Genomic DNA, 16037 nt, shown 5'->3' with positions numbered 1-16037 from the left:
AGGCATTTTATATGCATTTACATTTTACTCCGCGCCAAATTGTGGAAAAATTAGATCAATACATCATCGGTCAAAAAGATGCAAAGAAAGCGGTTGCTGTAGCTCTGAGAAATCGATATCGTCGCAGTAAACTAGCTGAAAATTTACGTGATGAAATTGCACCTAAAAATATTTTAATGATTGGACCGACAGGTGTTGGTAAAACAGAGGTAGCACGACGAATGGCGAAACTCGTTGGAGCACCTTTTATTAAGGTTGAAGCTACGAAATTCACAGAAGTTGGATATGTAGGTAGAGATGTAGAGTCGATGGTACGTGACCTTGTAGAAACGTCAGTACGCATCGTAAAAGAAGAAATGGTAGTTAAAGTTCAAGATAAAGCAGAAGAGCAAGCGAACCAACGTCTTGTTGAAATTTTAGTGCCGAGTCCGGAGAAGCAATCTGGATTTAAAAACCCATTAGAAATGCTTTTTGGCGGTACTCAAAATTCGAATCAAACATCTGATACACAAGAAGATGTTGAAATCGAAAAGAAACGCCAAGACGTGGAAAGAAAGCTTGCTGCGGGACTTCTTGAAGATGAAATTGTATCGATTGAAGTGACTGAACAACAGTCTTCCATGTTTGATATGTTACAAGGAACTGGCATGGAACAAATGGGAATGAATTTCCAAGATGCATTAGGAAGTTTTATGCCGAAAAAAACGAAAAAACGTAAACTTTCTGTAAAAGAAGCAAGAAAACTCTTGACAAATGAGGAAGCACAGCGCTTAATTGATATGGATGAAGTTACACAAGAGGCTGTTTATCGTGCTGAACAGCTCGGGATTATTTTTATTGATGAAATTGACAAAATTGCTGGTAAGCAGTCGAATAGCGTAGATGTATCACGCGAAGGTGTGCAACGTGACATTTTACCAATTGTAGAAGGATCGAATGTTGCGACAAAATACGGATCAGTAAAAACGGATTATATTTTATTCGTTGCAGCTGGAGCGTTTCATATGTCTAAACCGTCGGATTTAATTCCGGAATTGCAAGGGAGATTTCCGATTCGAGTAGAATTAACAAAATTATCGACAGATGATTTTGTTAAAATATTAATCGAGCCTGACAATGCGTTAATTAAACAATATATGGCTTTATTAGCGACTGAAGGTATAGAAATTGAATTTTCAGACGAAGCTATTCGTAAGATTGCTGAGATTGCTTATCAAGTTAATCAGGATACAGATAATATTGGAGCAAGAAGACTTCATACGATTATGGAGAAGCTCCTTGAAGATTTATCGTTTGAAGCATCTGAAATTACGTTAGAGAAAATAACGATAACACCTCAATACGTTGAGGAGAAATTAGCAACGATTGCTAAAAATAAAGATGTGAGCCAGTTTATTTTGTAATTGTGTCATCAGGTGACTCGCCCTAGTTTCCAAGTGATGAAAAAATATGTGAGTAATATGTAGGAGGAACTTTTGAAATGGAATTATTAGCAAAAACAAGAAAATTAAATGCGTTATTACAGAGCGCAGCAGGAAAGCCTGTAAACTTTAGAGAAATGTCTGACACAATGTGTGAAGTAATCGAAGCGAACGTATTCGTAGTAAGCCGTCGTGGTAAATTACTAGGTTATGCAATTCACCAACAAATTGAGAATGAGCGTATGAAACAAATGCTTGCAGAGCGTCAATTCCCGGAAGAATACACACAAAGCTTATTCAACATTACAGAAACATCTTCTAACTTAGATGTAAACAGTGCTTACACAGCATTCCCAGTAGAAAATAGAGAATTATTCGGTCAAGGTTTAACTACAATCGTACCAATCGTTGGTGGCGGTGAGCGTCTAGGTACGTTAGTATTAGCTCGTCTTGGTCAAGAGTTCTTAGACGATGATTTAATCCTTGCTGAATACAGTTCAACTGTAGTAGGTATGGAAATCTTACGTGAAAAAGCAGAAGAAATCGAAGAGGAAGCACGTAGTAAAGCTGTTGTTCAAATGGCGATTAGCTCATTATCTTACAGTGAGTTAGAAGCAATCGAGCATATCTTCGAAGAATTAAATGGAACAGAAGGTTTACTTGTTGCAAGTAAAATTGCTGATCGCGTAGGAATTACTCGTTCTGTAATCGTAAATGCACTACGTAAATTAGAAAGTGCTGGTGTTATTGAGTCTCGTTCTTTAGGTATGAAAGGAACATACATTAAAGTACTAAACGACAAGTTTCTACAGGAACTTGCTAAATTAAAAACAAACTAATTTATATAAAAACTCTCCTCAGTTGAGGAGAGTTTTTTGTTTTTTAAGAGAATGATTTTGCTTACGTAAGGCGTCATGACAGCGTTCATTAGAAAACTATTAATTAGCCTTCACCTCCTTGCTTAAAGGAAGTGAAGGTTGGAAATACTAGAATTTGAGCGTGAAAAAAAGAAAGTTTTACATTGTTCGCATTTTCGACTTGATTGTAATATTTCAGTATGATATAGTAAGCAGTGGTGTCAGTACAAAGTACACACGTTTACTGATTTAAGTGTTGGTGCTACGTTTGTAGTTTCGCTTAGAGATGAAGTAAACGGAGGATATCAAAAACCATTTAGGAGGAACTAAATTATGTCAGTAATTTCTATGAAGCAATTGCTTGAAGCTGGTGTTCATTTCGGACATCAAACTCGTCGTTGGAACCCAAAAATGAAGCGTTACATTTTCACAGAGCGTAACGGTATCTACATCATCGACTTACAAAAAACTGTGAAAAAAGTTGAGGAAGCTTACAGAACGATGCGCGACATCGCTGCTGAAGGTGGAGACATTTTATTCGTAGGTACTAAAAAACAAGCACAAGAAGCTATTAAAGAAGAAGCAACTCGTGCTGGTATGTACTTCGTTAACCAACGTTGGTTAGGTGGAACTTTAACAAACTTCCAAACAATCCAAAAGCGTATCAAGCGCCTTAAAGACATCGAAAGAATGCAAGAAGATGGTACTTTCGAAGTACTTCCTAAGAAAGAAGTTGTTCAACTTAAAAAAGAGTTAGAGCGTCTTGAGAAATTCTTAGGCGGTATTAAAGATATGAAAGGTCTTCCAAGTGCATTATTCGTAGTAGACCCTCGTAAAGAGCGTATTGCAGTTGCTGAAGCACGCAAATTACACATTCCAATCATCGGTATCGTTGATACAAACTGTGATCCAGACGAAATCGATCACGTTATCCCAGCAAACGATGATGCAATTCGTGCTGTAAAACTTCTTACATCTAAAATGGCAGACGCGATCCTTGAAGCAAAACAAGGTGAAGAAACTGTTACTGCGTAACAAATTTGGAAAGGTGATAAGGGGTTCGGCCTTTTATCACCTTTTTTAAGGTATAAAAACCTTTTTAAAAGGTATAAATACATATTTTAGGAGGATGAAAAACATGGCAATCACTGCACAAATGGTAAAAGAACTTCGTGAAAAAACAGGCGCAGGTATGATGGACTGCAAAAAGGCTTTAACTGAAACTAACGGCGACATGGAGAAAGCAATTGACTTCTTACGTGAAAAAGGTATTGCGAAAGCTGCTAAAAAAGCAGACCGCATCGCTGCTGAAGGTTTAACTTTCATCGAAACAAACGGTAACGACGGTTTAATCTTAGAATTAAACTCTGAAACTGATTTCGTTGCGAAAAACGAAGGTTTCCAAGCTTTAATTAAAGAATTAGCTGCTCACTTATTAACTAACAAACCAGCTAACGTTGAAGAAGCTATGGCTCAAACAATTGAAGGCGGTAAAACAGTAGAAGAGCACATCAATGAAGCAATCGCTAAAATTGGTGAAAAACTTACACTTCGTCGTTTCGAAATCGTATCAAAAACTGATGCTGATGCATTCGGCGCTTACCTACACATGGGTGGACGTATTGGTGTATTAACAGTTCTTGAAGGTTCTACTGACGAAGCAGCTGCTAAAGATGTAGCAATGCACATTGCAGCAGTTAACCCTAAATACATTGACCGTGATGCTGTAACAGCTGAAGAAGTTGAGCATGAGCGTCAAGTATTAACACAACAAGCTTTAAACGAAGGCAAGCCTGAAAAAATCGTTGCAAAAATGGTTGAAGGCCGTCTTGGCAAATTCTTCGAAGAAATTTGCTTACTTGACCAAGCATTCGTTAAAAATCCTGATATGAAAGTTCGTCAATTCGTTGAGTCTAAAGGCGGAACATTAAAAGGATTCGTTCGCTACGCTGTTGGTGAAGGTATCGAAAAACGCGAAGACAACTTTGCTGAAGAAGTAATGAACCAAGTAAAAGGTAACAACTAATACAGATTAGGGAACACATTGTGTTCCCTTTTTTAAAATAAAGATGTAAGCAATTGGAGGTTCATTATGAGTAAACCGAAATATAATCGTGTCGTTTTAAAGCTGAGCGGAGAAGCTTTAGCTGGCGAGCAAGGATTTGGAATTAACCCAACTGTTATTAAGTCAGTTGCGGAACAAGTGAAAGAAATTGCAGAACTTGATGTAGAGGTTGCTGTTGTTGTTGGTGGCGGTAACATTTGGCGTGGGAAAATTGGAAGCGAAATGGGTATGGATCGTGCAGGAGCAGATTACATGGGCATGTTAGCAACAGTTATGAATTCACTAGCTCTTCAAGATAGTTTAGAGAATATTGGAATTCAAACTCGCGTTCAAACTTCAATTGAAATGCGTCAAGTGGCAGAGCCTTACATTCGACGTAAAGCAATTCGTCACTTAGAGAAAAAACGTGTTGTTATCTTTGCCGCAGGTACTGGTAACCCATACTTCTCTACAGATACGACAGCAGCATTACGTGCAGCGGAAATCGAAGCGGACGTTATTTTAATGGCAAAAAATAATGTGGATGGCGTATATAGTGCAGATCCATCTATTGATCCAACTGCTACAAAGTACGAAACACTTACTTACTTAGATGTATTAAAAGAAGGTTTAGGTGTAATGGATTCTACAGCTTCTTCTTTATGTATGGACAATGATATTCCATTAATTGTATTCTCAGTTATGGAAAAAGGTAACATTAAACGTGCCGTTTTAGGCGAAAATATTGGAACAGTTGTAAGGGGGAAATAAATATGGGACAACAAGTATTGAAGTCTTCAAATGAAAAAATGGAAAAAGCAGTTGCTGCTTATTCTCGTGAATTAGCAACAGTTCGCGCTGGTCGTGCAAGCTCGTCTGTATTAGATAAGGTACAAGTTGATTACTACGGTGCACCAACACCAGTTGTGCAATTAGCGAACATTACAGTTCCAGAAGCACGTTTGCTTGTAATTCAACCCTATGATAAAACTTCTATCGGTGATATTGAAAAAGCAATCTTAAAAGCAGATTTAGGATTAAACCCTTCTAATGACGGAACTGTAATTCGTATTGCATTCCCTGCATTAACAGAAGAGCGTCGTCGTGATCTTGTAAAAGTTGTGAAAAAATATGCTGAAGAAGCAAAAGTTGCGGTTCGTAACGTACGTCGTGACGGTAACGATGATCTTAAGAAGCTTGAAAAAGCTGGCGATATTACGGAAGATGATTTAAGAGGATATACTGAAGATATCCAAAAAGAAACAGATAAATATATTGCAAAAGTTGACGAAATCGCAAAAAACAAAGAAAAAGAAATCATGGAAGTGTAATAGCGATAACTTCGCAAATATGACCCTCTTCTTAAGGGGGTCTTTTTACACTTTTAGGCATACGTCTGCTTGCTGGAGGGTATGAATGATGTTTAAAAACTTTCCTTTTTTTAAAAGTAAAAAGGACGCATCGTTTGATCATCTCGTTGAAGAAGTGAAAAAAGGATATATACCAGAACATATTGCCATCATTATGGATGGCAATGGAAGATGGGCAAAGAGGAGAGCTATGCCTCGTATTGCGGGACATCATGAAGGCATGCAAGTTGTAAAGAAAATTACAAAATTTGCAAGTAAGCTTAATGTGAAAGTGTTAACTCTTTATGCTTTTTCAACTGAGAACTGGAAAAGACCGAAAAAGGAAGTTGACTATTTAATGAGGCTTCCAGAAGAATTTCTAGGTACATTTTTACCAGAATTGATTGAAGAAAACGTACAAGTCCGAGTAATAGGGCAAAAAGATCGTCTTCCTACGCATACACGCAGAGCGATGGAAAAAGCCATGGAAGATACGCAAGAGAATACGGGATTAATTCTTAATTTCGCGTTAAACTATGGAAGTCGAGATGAAATCGTTTCTGCTGTGCAACATATGATGAAAGATAGTGAGGAAGGAAAAATTCGTGCTGAAGAGATAAGTGAAGAAATGATTTCTTCCTACTTAATGACGAGTTCTTTACCTGATCCAGAGTTGTTAATTCGTACAAGCGGAGAGCTACGTATTAGTAATTTTATGTTATGGCAAATTGCATATTCAGAATTTTGGTTTACGGATGTGTATTGGCCAGACTTTACGGAAGAACATTTGCTTAATGCGATTACAGACTTTCAACATAGAGGGCGCAGATTCGGAGGCGTGTAGAAAGAGAGGGTTTGGTAGTGAAACAGAGAATTATTACTGGAGTGGTTGCTGCCGCGCTATTCATTCCCATCGTAATTTACGGTGGCGTGCCTTTTACGGTTTTAGTGTATGCACTTGCTTCTATAGGTTTATATGAATTAATTCGTATGAACAAGCTTACGCTTATTTCGGTACCAACAGTTTTAGCTGCGGTATTATTATGGGTTATTTTAGTTCCAAGTAGTGCATCAGAACTGTTTAGGTGGATTGGATTAGGTAAATTAGAAATTACGTTTGTGATTGTTTTATTACTTTTATCATATACAGTCCTTTCTAAGAATACATTTACTTTTGATAATGCTTCATTTTTACTTATGGCAACGACATATGTTGCAATGGGATTCTTATATTTAAATGAAACGAGAATATTAGGAATTAAATATGTGTTTTGCGCATTATTTGTTATATGGGCTACTGATTCAGGCGCATATTTCGTAGGAAAAGCATTAGGAAAAAGAAAGTTGTGGCCAGAAATTAGTCCAAATAAAACAATTGAAGGTTCATTAGGCGGTATTGTTTGTGGAGTTATTGTTGCACTTGTTTACAATATGTTCTTCCCAGTTGAAGCAAATGTAGGGATTTTAATTGTGCTGACGATTATCATTTCTATTTTTGGACAAATTGGTGATTTAGTACAGTCTGCATTTAAACGTCACTATGGCGTAAAAGATTCAGGTACAATTTTACCTGGACATGGTGGTATATTAGATCGAACAGATAGTTGGTTATTTGTGTTACCAATTCTCTACTTCTTATTACAATACAATTAATAAATGAACGAGGGGTTGGAGTCATGAAAAATATTAGTTTATTAGGTGCAAGCGGATCAATTGGTACACAAACTTTAGATGTGTTACGCTCGCACCCAGACCAATTCCGTCTCGTTGCTTTTTCTGTAGGGAAAAATATTGACTACGCAGTAAAAGTAATTCAAGAATTTTCTCCGCAAATTGTTTCTGTGCAAAGAGCAGAAGATGTTATAAAATTACAAGCTGTTTCTGGTAATACAAAAATTGTATATGGTAGTGAAGGTCTTTTAGAAGTAGCATTACATCCAGATGCGGAGATTTTAGTAAATGCCGTTGTAGGTAGCGTAGGGTTGTTACCAACACTTCGTGCAATTGAGGCGAAAAAAACAATTGGAATTGCAAATAAAGAAACGTTAGTAACTGCAGGGCATCTAGTAATGGAAGCGGCACGAAAACATAATGTTTCGTTACTTCCAGTAGATAGTGAACATTCAGCTATTTTTCAATGCTTGAATGGTGAAAATGAAAAAAGAATTTCTCGACTCATTATAACGGCTTCTGGCGGAAGTTTCCGTGATAAAACGAGAGATGAATTGCATCATGTGACCGTAGAAGATGCGCTTCGACATCCAAACTGGTCAATGGGTTCGAAAATTACAATTGATTCTGCTACAATGATGAATAAGGGACTAGAAGTAATTGAAGCACATTGGCTTTTTGGTATCCCTTATGAGCAAATTGATGTTGTTTTACATAAAGAAAGTATTATTCATTCTATGGTTGAATTTGAAGATCGTAGTGTAATGGCACAGCTTGGCTCACCTGATATGCGAGTACCAATTCAATACGCGCTTACATATCCTGATAGATTACCTCTTTCAGACACAAAACAGTTAAACTTATGGGAAATGGGAACATTGCATTTTGAAAAAATGAACCAAGAACGTTTCCGTTGTCTACGTTTTGCGTATGAAGCTGGGAAAACAGGTGGAAGTATGCCAGCTGTAATGAACGCTGCAAATGAAGTAGCTGTTGAAGCTTTTTTACAAAAGAGAATTGGTTTCTTAACAGTGGAAGACCTCATTGAAAAAGCAATGAACCATCACAATGTCATTGCACGTCCGAGCTTAGAGGAAATTCTGGAAATTGATGCAGCCACAAGACGGTTTGTGATGGAACAAATTTAGCAAAGGTGGTTATGGAATTGAATACAGCGATTGCCTTTATATTAATTTTCGGTGCACTCGTATTTTTCCATGAGCTAGGGCATCTATATTTCGCAAAAAGAGCGGGTATTTTATGCCGCGAGTTTGCGATTGGTTTTGGTCCAAAAATATTCTCATTTGAAAAGAATGAAACGGTGTATACGATTCGATTACTGCCCCTTGGTGGCTATGTAAGAATGGCTGGCGAGGATGCGGACACAGTTGAGTTAAAGCCAGGGAAAAAGGTTGGCCTTGTGCTAAATGAAAAAGACGAAGCTGTGAAATTAGTTTTTGATGGATATGAAAAATATCCAAATGTTCGTGTTATTGAAGTCGAACAAGCTGATTTGGAGCATAATCTTACAATTTCGGGATATGAAGAGTACGAGGAAGAGCTGCAAACATTCCGAGTGAATGAAAAAGCTCGTATCATATCTGCGGGAGAAGAAATCCAAATCGCTCCGTTTAACAGACAGTTTGGCTCTAAAAAATTGGGTCAACGCGCGTTAACAATTTTTGCAGGTCCTGCAATGAACTTTATTCTAGCATTTGTTATTTTTGTGATTCTTGGATTTGTACAAGGGGTTCCCGTTGATAAACCAATGGTCGGAAAAGTAATGGATAATAGTGCAGCACAGCAAGCTGGATTAAAAGAAAATGATACAATTCAAGCTATTGATGGGAAAAACACAAGTACATGGAAAGATGTTGTTAACATTGTACGTGAAAACCCGAATAAAGAAATTACGTTACAAGTAAAGCGTGATAGTGAACAGATTAATGTGAAAGTAACGCCAACGGTTGATAAAGAAGGAAAAGAAGAAGTTGGTAGAATTGGTGTTTACTCTCCTGTAGAGAAAACAGTGATGGGTTCTATTAAATCAGGTTTTGAACAAACGTACGAATGGACGAAACTAATTTTTGATTCTCTTGTGAAATTAGTAACTGGTCAATTTTCTATTAATGAGTTGTCAGGTCCAGTAGGAATTTATAATCTAACAGATCAAGTTGTAGATTATGGATTTACGCGTGTACTAAGTTTAGCGGCAGTTTTAAGTATTAACCTTGGTTTATTTAATTTATTACCAGTTCCAGCTTTAGACGGTGGACGTTTGTTCTTCTTCTTAATTGAGGCATTAAGAGGGAAACCGATTGATCGTCAAAAAGAAGGAATGGTTCACTTTATTGGATTTGCATTATTAATGTTGCTTATGTTAGTTGTAACATGGAATGACATCCGTAAGTTTTTCTTGTAAAATAAGAAGAAGTTTATAATGAAATAGAGCTCGTACAATAAAATCCCTCACCTAACTCGAGGTGAGGGGTTTTGTTGCGTGTAAGAGTAAAATGAAGAGGTGCGAATAAATGAAACAAAGTATGGTATTCAGTCCTACATTACGTGAAGTTCCAGCTGATGCTGAAATTAAAAGTCATCAATTATTACTTCGCGCAGGGTTTATGCGTCAAAATGCTTCTGGTATTTATAGTTTTCTACCATTTGGTTTAAAAGTATTACACAAAGTAGAACGTATTGTTCGTGAAGAAATGGAGCGTGCAGGAGCTGTAGAATTATTAATGCCGGCTATGCAAGCTGCGGAATTATGGCAAGAGTCAGGGCGTTGGTATTCTTACGGATCTGAATTAATGCGTATGAAAGATCGTAACGCTCGTGAATTTGCATTAGGAGCTACACACGAAGAAGTAATTACTGATCTTGTACGTGATGAAGTGAAATCATATAAAAAATTACCGTTAACATTATACCAAATCCAAACAAAGTTCCGTGACGAACAAAGACCTCGTTTTGGTCTATTACGTGGAAGAGAGTTTCTAATGAAAGATGCATATTCTTTCCATGCTACGCAAGAGAGCTTAGATGAAGTGTATGATCGCTTATACAATGCATACTCTAACATTTTTGCTCGTTGTGGCTTGAACTTCCGTGCTGTTATTGCTGACTCGGGAGCAATGGGTGGAAAAGATACACATGAATTTATGGTATTATCTGATGTAGGTGAAGATACAATTGCGTATTCTGATACATCTAATTATGCGGCAAATATTGAAATGGCTCCTGTTGTTGCTACGTATACGAAAAGTGATGATGCTGAACAAGCACTTGAAAAGGTAGCAACTCCGGATCAAAAGGCTATTGAAGAAGTATCTGCATTCTTAAATATTGCAGCGGAAAAATGCATTAAATCTATGGTGTTTAAAGTAGATGAGAAACTAGTAGTTGTACTTGTTCGTGGCGATCATGAAGTCAATGATGTAAAAGTGAAGAATCTATACGGAGCTTCAGTCGTTGAGCTTGCTTCGCATGAAGAAGTAAAAGAGTTATTAAACTGTGAAGTTGGTTCTTTAGGACCGATTGGTGTAACAGGTGATATCGAAATTATTGCTGACCATGCTGTAGCAACAATTGTCAACGGATGTTCAGGAGCGAACGAAGAAGGATTCCATTATGTAAATGTAAATCCAGAACGTGACTTTAAAGTAAGTCAATATACAGATTTACGCTTCATTCAAGAAGGAGACCAATCTCCAGACGGAAACGGAACAATTCTTTTCGCACGCGGAATTGAAGTAGGTCACGTATTCAAATTAGGAACTCGTTATAGCGAAGCAATGAATGCAACATTCCTAGATGAAAACGGGAAAACACAACCACTTATTATGGGTTGTTACGGTATCGGTGTATCTCGTACAGTGGCAGCAATTGCAGAGCAGTTTAATGATGAGAGCGGTTTAGTTTGGCCTAAAGCTGTCGCACCGTTCCATGTGCATGTAATTCCAGTAAACATGAAATCTGATGCACAACGTGAAATGGGTGAAAACATCTACAACTCATTACAAGATCAAGGATACGAAGTATTACTAGATGATCGTGCAGAACGTGCAGGTGTTAAATTTGCTGATGCAGATTTATTCGGCCTTCCAGTTCGTGTTACAGTTGGTAAAAAAGCGGATGAAGGTATTGTAGAAGTGAAAGTACGTGCTACAGGTGAGTCTGTAGAAGTGAAAGTAGAAGAACTTCAAACATATATTGCTAATATTTTAAAATAAGAAGAGGTACCTCGTTATGAGGTACCTTCTCTTTCTTTGTAAACGTATTTCGTAAAAGAAGAAGGGAGAAATCTTTCTTTGTAGTACGATTCAATTTATAATAGCAAATGGAAGGAGAGTGCATATGTCATTAACAAATGAACAACAAGAGCGATTTCAAATTTTGCTCCAGCAGTTGCAAATACCAGACGACCTTATAAATCAATATTTACAAGGCGGTGGTATTGAAAGGCTCGTTATTGATAAAGCGAATAAAAGTTGGCATTTTGATTTACAAGTGCCACGTATTTTGCCTACAGAATTATATGAATTGCTAGAAACAAAGCTTAAGCAATCATTTTCTCATATTGCAAGAACAACATTTGCATTAGAAACAGAGAATAAACAATTTACAGAAGAAGAAGTGAGGGCGTATTGGCCGCTTTGTACGGAACGAATTACATTTTCACCTATGTTCGCATACTTAAAGAAGCAGCTTCCACAGGTGAATGGAGTGAAGTTGCTAATAAATGTGAATAATGAGCTGGAGTCTACTGCTTTAAAGAAAAACGTTGCGAAACCAGTAGGGGATCAATACGAAGTTTTTGGATTCCCGCGTTTCCAGTTAGACACACATATACAGCAAAATACAGAAGAAATGCAAAAGTTTCGTGAGCAAACGCAGCAAGAAGACCGCGAGCGTGTTATACAAGCTATGGAAGAAATGGCGAAGAAGCAAGCTGAAGAAAGCAGCGTTGTGTATGAAGGACCGATTACACTCGGGTATCTTATTAAGCCAGATGAAGAGATTACACCGATGCGAGAAATTCAAGATGAAGAAAGAAGAAAAACGGTTCAAGGATATGTCTTCCATGTAGAAACAAAAGAGCTTCGTAGTGGACGTACGTTATTAACTTTAAAAATAACGGATTATACGGATTCTATTATGATCAAAATGTTCTCGCGTGACAAAGAAGATATTCCAATGCTGCAATCCTTGAAAAAAGGAATGTGGGTGAAAGCGCGTGGTTCTGTTCAAAACGATACATTCGTTCGAGATTTAGTAATGATTGCAAATGATATTAATGAAATAACAGGGCCGTCTCGTAAAGATAAAGCGCCAGAAGGCGAAAAGCGTGTAGAACTTCATCTTCACACTCCGATGAGCCAAATGGATGCTGTTACTCCTGTTTCTAGGCTTGTTGCCCAAGCAGGTAAATGGGGACATGAAGCTATTGCGGTTACAGACCATGCTGTGGCTCAGTCGTTCCCGGAGGCATATTCTGCGGGGAAAAAGGCTGGAGTTAAAGTTATATACGGTGTAGAAGCGAATTTAGTTAATGATGGTGTACCGATAGCGTATAACGAAGCGCATCGTTTACTTGCAGAGGAAACGTATGTTGTTTTCGACGTTGAGACGACAGGTTTATCAGCTGTATACGATACAGTCATTGAGTTGGCTGCCGTAAAAGTAAAGGGTGGCGAAATCATTGATCGCTTTGAATCTTTCGCAAATCCACATCAACCATTATCAGCGACGATTATTGAATTAACAGGTATTACAGATGATATGTTAACCGATGCACCAGAAGTGGACGAAGTGTTTAAAAAGTTTGAGGAATGGATGGGCGATCATACACTTGTTGCCCATAACGCGAGCTTTGATATGGGCTTTATTAACGTAGGTTTTAAAAAGGCTGGACTAGAAAAAACGAATAACCCAGTTATTGATACGTTAGAACTTGCACGATTCCTATTCCCAGAGATGAAAAATCATCGATTAAATACGATGTGTAAAAAACTTGATATTGAATTAACGCAACATCACCGTGCGATTTATGATACAGAAGCGACGGGATATTTACTTGTGAAAATGTTGAAAGACGTAATTGAAAAGGGATTTGAATATCATGATCAATTAAATGATAGCATGGGACAAGGGGATGCGTATAAGCGTGGCCGTCCAAGTCATATGACATTACTTGCCACATCGGATGTGGGGTTAAAAAATCTCTATAAACTTGTTTCCTATTCGCATCTAAATTACTTTTACCGTGTACCACGTGTGCCGAGGTCACTATTAAAAAAATACCGTGAAGGAATTTTAGTAGGAACGGCTTGTGATAAAGGTGAAGTGTTCGAGGCAATGATGCAAAAGGCACCTGAAGAGGTAGAAGAAATTGCCCAGTTCTATGACTACATTGAAGTAATGCCTCCAGAGGTGTTACGTCATTTAGTAGAACGTGAACTTGTTCGAGATGAAGGTCAATTAAAAACAATTATTTCTAACTTAGTAAAACTAGGTGAGACGTTAGATAAACCAGTTGTTGCTACAGGAAACGTGCATTATTTAGACCCTGAGGATGCAATGTATCGTAAAATTTTAGTCAGTTCGCAGGGCGGAGCCAATCCGTTAAATCGACATTCATTACCGCCAGTACATTTCCGTACAACTGATGAAATGTTAGAATGTTTTTCATTCTTAGGTGAAGACAAAGCGAAAGAAGTTGTTGTAACAAATACACAAAAGGTTGCGTCATTAATTGGTGATGTGCATCCAGTAAAAGACGATCTATACACACCGAAAATTGAAGGTGCTGATGATGAAACGCGTGATATGAGTTATAAAATGGCGCGTAGCATTTATGGTGAAGAGCTACCGGAAATTGTAGAAGCACGTTTAGAAAAAGAATTAAAAAGTATTATTGGGCATGGATTCGCCGTAATTTATTTAATTTCACATAAGCTTGTGAAAAAATCGTTAGTAGACGGATATTTAGTAGGTTCGCGTGGATCGGTAGGATCATCATTTGTTGCAACGATGATGGAAATTACAGAAGTAAACCCATTACCACCACACTATGTATGTCCGAAGTGTAAGCAATCAGAATTCTTTAATGATGGTTCTGTAGGTTCTGGTTTTGACTTACCGGATAAAGAATGTCCTGCTTGTAATATTCCATATGTAAAAGATGGACATGACATTCCGTTCGAAACGTTCCTTGGATTTAAAGGAGATAAGGTACCCGATATCGATTTGAACTTCTCCGGGGAATACCAACCACGTGCCCATAACTATACGAAAGTACTGTTCGGTGAAGATTATGTATATCGTGCAGGAACGATTGGTACAGTTGCGGAAAAAACTGCTTATGGTTATGTAAAAGGTTATGCAAATGATCATAACTTAACGATTCGAAATGCAGAGATAGATCGGTTAGTTGCAGGTTGTACAGGGGTAAAACGTACAACCGGACAGCATCCAGGTGGTATTATCGTTGTGCCAGATTACATGGATATTTTTGATTTTTCACCAATTCAGTTCCCGGCAGATTCAATAGGTGCTGAGTGGAGAACGACACACTTTGATTTCCACTCGATTCATGATAATTTATTGAAACTTGATATACTAGGACACGATGATCCGACCGTTATTCGTATGTTACAAGATTTAAGTGGTATTGATCCGAAAACAATCCCAACGGACGATCCAGAAGTAATGAAAATTTTCTCTGGGCCAGAATCGTTAGGCGTAACGGAGGAACAAATTAACTGTAAAACAGGTACACTTGGTATACCAGAGTTTGGTACGAAATTCGTAAGGCAGATGTTAGAAGAGACGAAACCTACGACATTCTCTGAGTTAGTCCAAATTTCTGGATTATCACATGGTACGGACGTATGGCTTGGTAATGCAAACGAGTTAATTTATAACGGTACATGTACGCTGAGTGAAGTTATTGGTTGTCGTGATGACATCATGGTATATTTAATCTATCAAGGTTTAGATCCATCGTTAGCCTTCAAAATCATGGAGTCGGTTCGTAAAGGTAAGGGTGTACCGGAAGAATGGGAAGAGGATATGAAAAATAATAATGTACCAGGTTGGTATATTGATTCATGTAAGAAGATTAAATACATGTTCCCTAAAGCCCATGCGGCTGCTTACGTACTTATGGCTGTACGTATCGCGTACTTTAAAGTGCATTTTGCACTTTTATTCTATGCGGCATATTTTACAGTTCGTGCAGATGATTTTGATGTAGAAGCGATGGCGAAAGGTTCAGCATCCATACGCGTAAAAATTGACGAAATTGCTCAAAAAGGATTGGATGCAGCGCCGAAAGAGAAGAGTTTATTAACTGTACTAGAAATGACACTTGAAATGTGTGAGCGTGGATACTCATTCCAAAAGGTTGATTTATACCGCTCGCATGCAACAGAATTTATTATTGATGGAGACTCATTAATTCCTCCATTTAATGCAGTGCCTGGTCTTGGTACAAACGCAGCTTTAAGTATTGTAGAAGCACGTAAAAATGGAGACTTCCTATCAAAAGAAGACTTACAGCAGCGCAGTAAGGTTTCAAAAACAATTATTGAGTATTTAGATAGTCAAGGTTGTCTAGGAGATTTACCGGATCAAAACCAATTATCACTGTTCTAACAGGTAGGAAAAGTCTTTGCAAATCAATATTTGCTAT

The 16037-nt window shown here is 37.8% G+C and carries 12 protein-coding genes; all 12 read left to right on the top strand.

Annotated features, from left to right (window positions below):
• The first annotated feature begins 11 nt into the window (after positions 1-11).
• The 12 genes from hslU (at position 12) to LUS72_RS18895 (ending at position 16000) form a co-directional block, all read left to right on the top strand.
• Positions 12-1403: an ATP-dependent protease ATPase subunit HslU gene (gene hslU / locus LUS72_RS18950; RefSeq protein WP_000550087.1), complete on the top strand. Its 1392-nt coding sequence runs from the start codon at positions 12-14 to the stop codon at positions 1401-1403.
• 77 nt (positions 1404-1480) lie between these two features.
• On the top strand, positions 1481-2260 hold the full coding sequence (gene codY, locus LUS72_RS18945; RefSeq protein WP_000421290.1) for a GTP-sensing pleiotropic transcriptional regulator CodY: 780 nt from the start codon (positions 1481-1483) through the stop codon (positions 2258-2260).
• Positions 2261-2611: 351 nt separating this feature from the next.
• Positions 2612-3313, top strand: coding sequence for a 30S ribosomal protein S2 (rpsB, locus tag LUS72_RS18940; RefSeq protein ID WP_000111485.1), 702 nt, complete (start codon positions 2612-2614; stop codon positions 3311-3313).
• Positions 3314-3416: 103 nt separating this feature from the next.
• Positions 3417-4304 (top strand): translation elongation factor Ts, encoded by an 888-nt coding sequence (gene tsf, locus LUS72_RS18935; RefSeq protein ID WP_097830965.1) that lies wholly within the window; start codon positions 3417-3419, stop codon positions 4302-4304.
• 66 nt (positions 4305-4370) lie between these two features.
• Complete coding sequence (gene pyrH, locus LUS72_RS18930) at positions 4371-5093, top strand: UMP kinase (RefSeq protein WP_097830966.1); 723 nt, start codon at positions 4371-4373, stop codon at positions 5091-5093.
• A 2-nt stretch (positions 5094-5095) separates the two neighbouring features.
• Positions 5096-5653 (top strand): ribosome recycling factor, encoded by a 558-nt coding sequence (frr, locus tag LUS72_RS18925; RefSeq protein WP_000531504.1) that lies wholly within the window; start codon positions 5096-5098, stop codon positions 5651-5653.
• An 85-nt stretch (positions 5654-5738) separates the two neighbouring features.
• Positions 5739-6515, top strand: a complete 777-nt coding sequence (gene uppS, locus LUS72_RS18920) for an undecaprenyl pyrophosphate synthase (RefSeq protein WP_097830967.1) — start codon at positions 5739-5741, stop codon at positions 6513-6515.
• Positions 6516-6532: 17 nt separating this feature from the next.
• Positions 6533-7324 (top strand): phosphatidate cytidylyltransferase, encoded by a 792-nt coding sequence (gene cdsA / locus LUS72_RS18915; protein ID WP_097830968.1) that lies wholly within the window; start codon positions 6533-6535, stop codon positions 7322-7324.
• A gap of 23 nt (positions 7325-7347) precedes the next feature.
• Positions 7348-8490, top strand: a complete 1143-nt coding sequence (gene dxr / locus LUS72_RS18910; RefSeq protein WP_097830969.1) for a 1-deoxy-D-xylulose-5-phosphate reductoisomerase — start codon at positions 7348-7350, stop codon at positions 8488-8490.
• 17 nt (positions 8491-8507) lie between these two features.
• Complete coding sequence (gene rseP / locus LUS72_RS18905; RefSeq protein ID WP_141533254.1) at positions 8508-9764, top strand: RIP metalloprotease RseP; 1257 nt, start codon at positions 8508-8510, stop codon at positions 9762-9764.
• 109 nt (positions 9765-9873) lie between these two features.
• The gene (locus tag LUS72_RS18900) at positions 9874-11574 is read left to right on the top strand and encodes a proline--tRNA ligase (protein ID WP_097830971.1); all 1701 of its coding nucleotides are present in this window, start codon (positions 9874-9876) and stop codon (positions 11572-11574) included.
• Between the two features lie 124 nt (positions 11575-11698).
• Positions 11699-16000, top strand: coding sequence for a PolC-type DNA polymerase III (locus LUS72_RS18895; protein ID WP_097830972.1), 4302 nt, complete (start codon positions 11699-11701; stop codon positions 15998-16000).
• Positions 16001-16037 lie beyond the last annotated feature (37 nt).

The organism is Bacillus cereus, assembly GCF_025917685.1.
Taxonomy (GTDB): domain Bacteria; phylum Bacillota; class Bacilli; order Bacillales; family Bacillaceae_G; genus Bacillus_A; species Bacillus_A cereus_AT.
The sequence above is the reverse complement of the archived record's forward strand: the minus strand, read 5'-3'. Positions and strand labels throughout refer to the sequence as shown.

Coding starts and splice junctions, on each gene's coding strand:
- hslU (WP_000550087.1), top strand. CDS start 12: ATGCATTTACATTTTACTCCGCGCCAAATTGTGGAAAAATTAGATCAA.
- codY (WP_000421290.1), top strand. CDS start 1,481: ATGGAATTATTAGCAAAAACAAGAAAATTAAATGCGTTATTACAGAGC.
- rpsB (WP_000111485.1), top strand. CDS start 2,612: ATGTCAGTAATTTCTATGAAGCAATTGCTTGAAGCTGGTGTTCATTTC.
- tsf (WP_097830965.1), top strand. CDS start 3,417: ATGGCAATCACTGCACAAATGGTAAAAGAACTTCGTGAAAAAACAGGC.
- pyrH (WP_097830966.1), top strand. CDS start 4,371: ATGAGTAAACCGAAATATAATCGTGTCGTTTTAAAGCTGAGCGGAGAA.
- frr (WP_000531504.1), top strand. CDS start 5,096: ATGGGACAACAAGTATTGAAGTCTTCAAATGAAAAAATGGAAAAAGCA.
- uppS (WP_097830967.1), top strand. CDS start 5,739: ATGATGTTTAAAAACTTTCCTTTTTTTAAAAGTAAAAAGGACGCATCG.
- dxr (WP_097830969.1), top strand. CDS start 7,348: ATGAAAAATATTAGTTTATTAGGTGCAAGCGGATCAATTGGTACACAA.
- LUS72_RS18900 (WP_097830971.1), top strand. CDS start 9,874: ATGAAACAAAGTATGGTATTCAGTCCTACATTACGTGAAGTTCCAGCT.
- LUS72_RS18895 (WP_097830972.1), top strand. CDS start 11,699: ATGTCATTAACAAATGAACAACAAGAGCGATTTCAAATTTTGCTCCAG.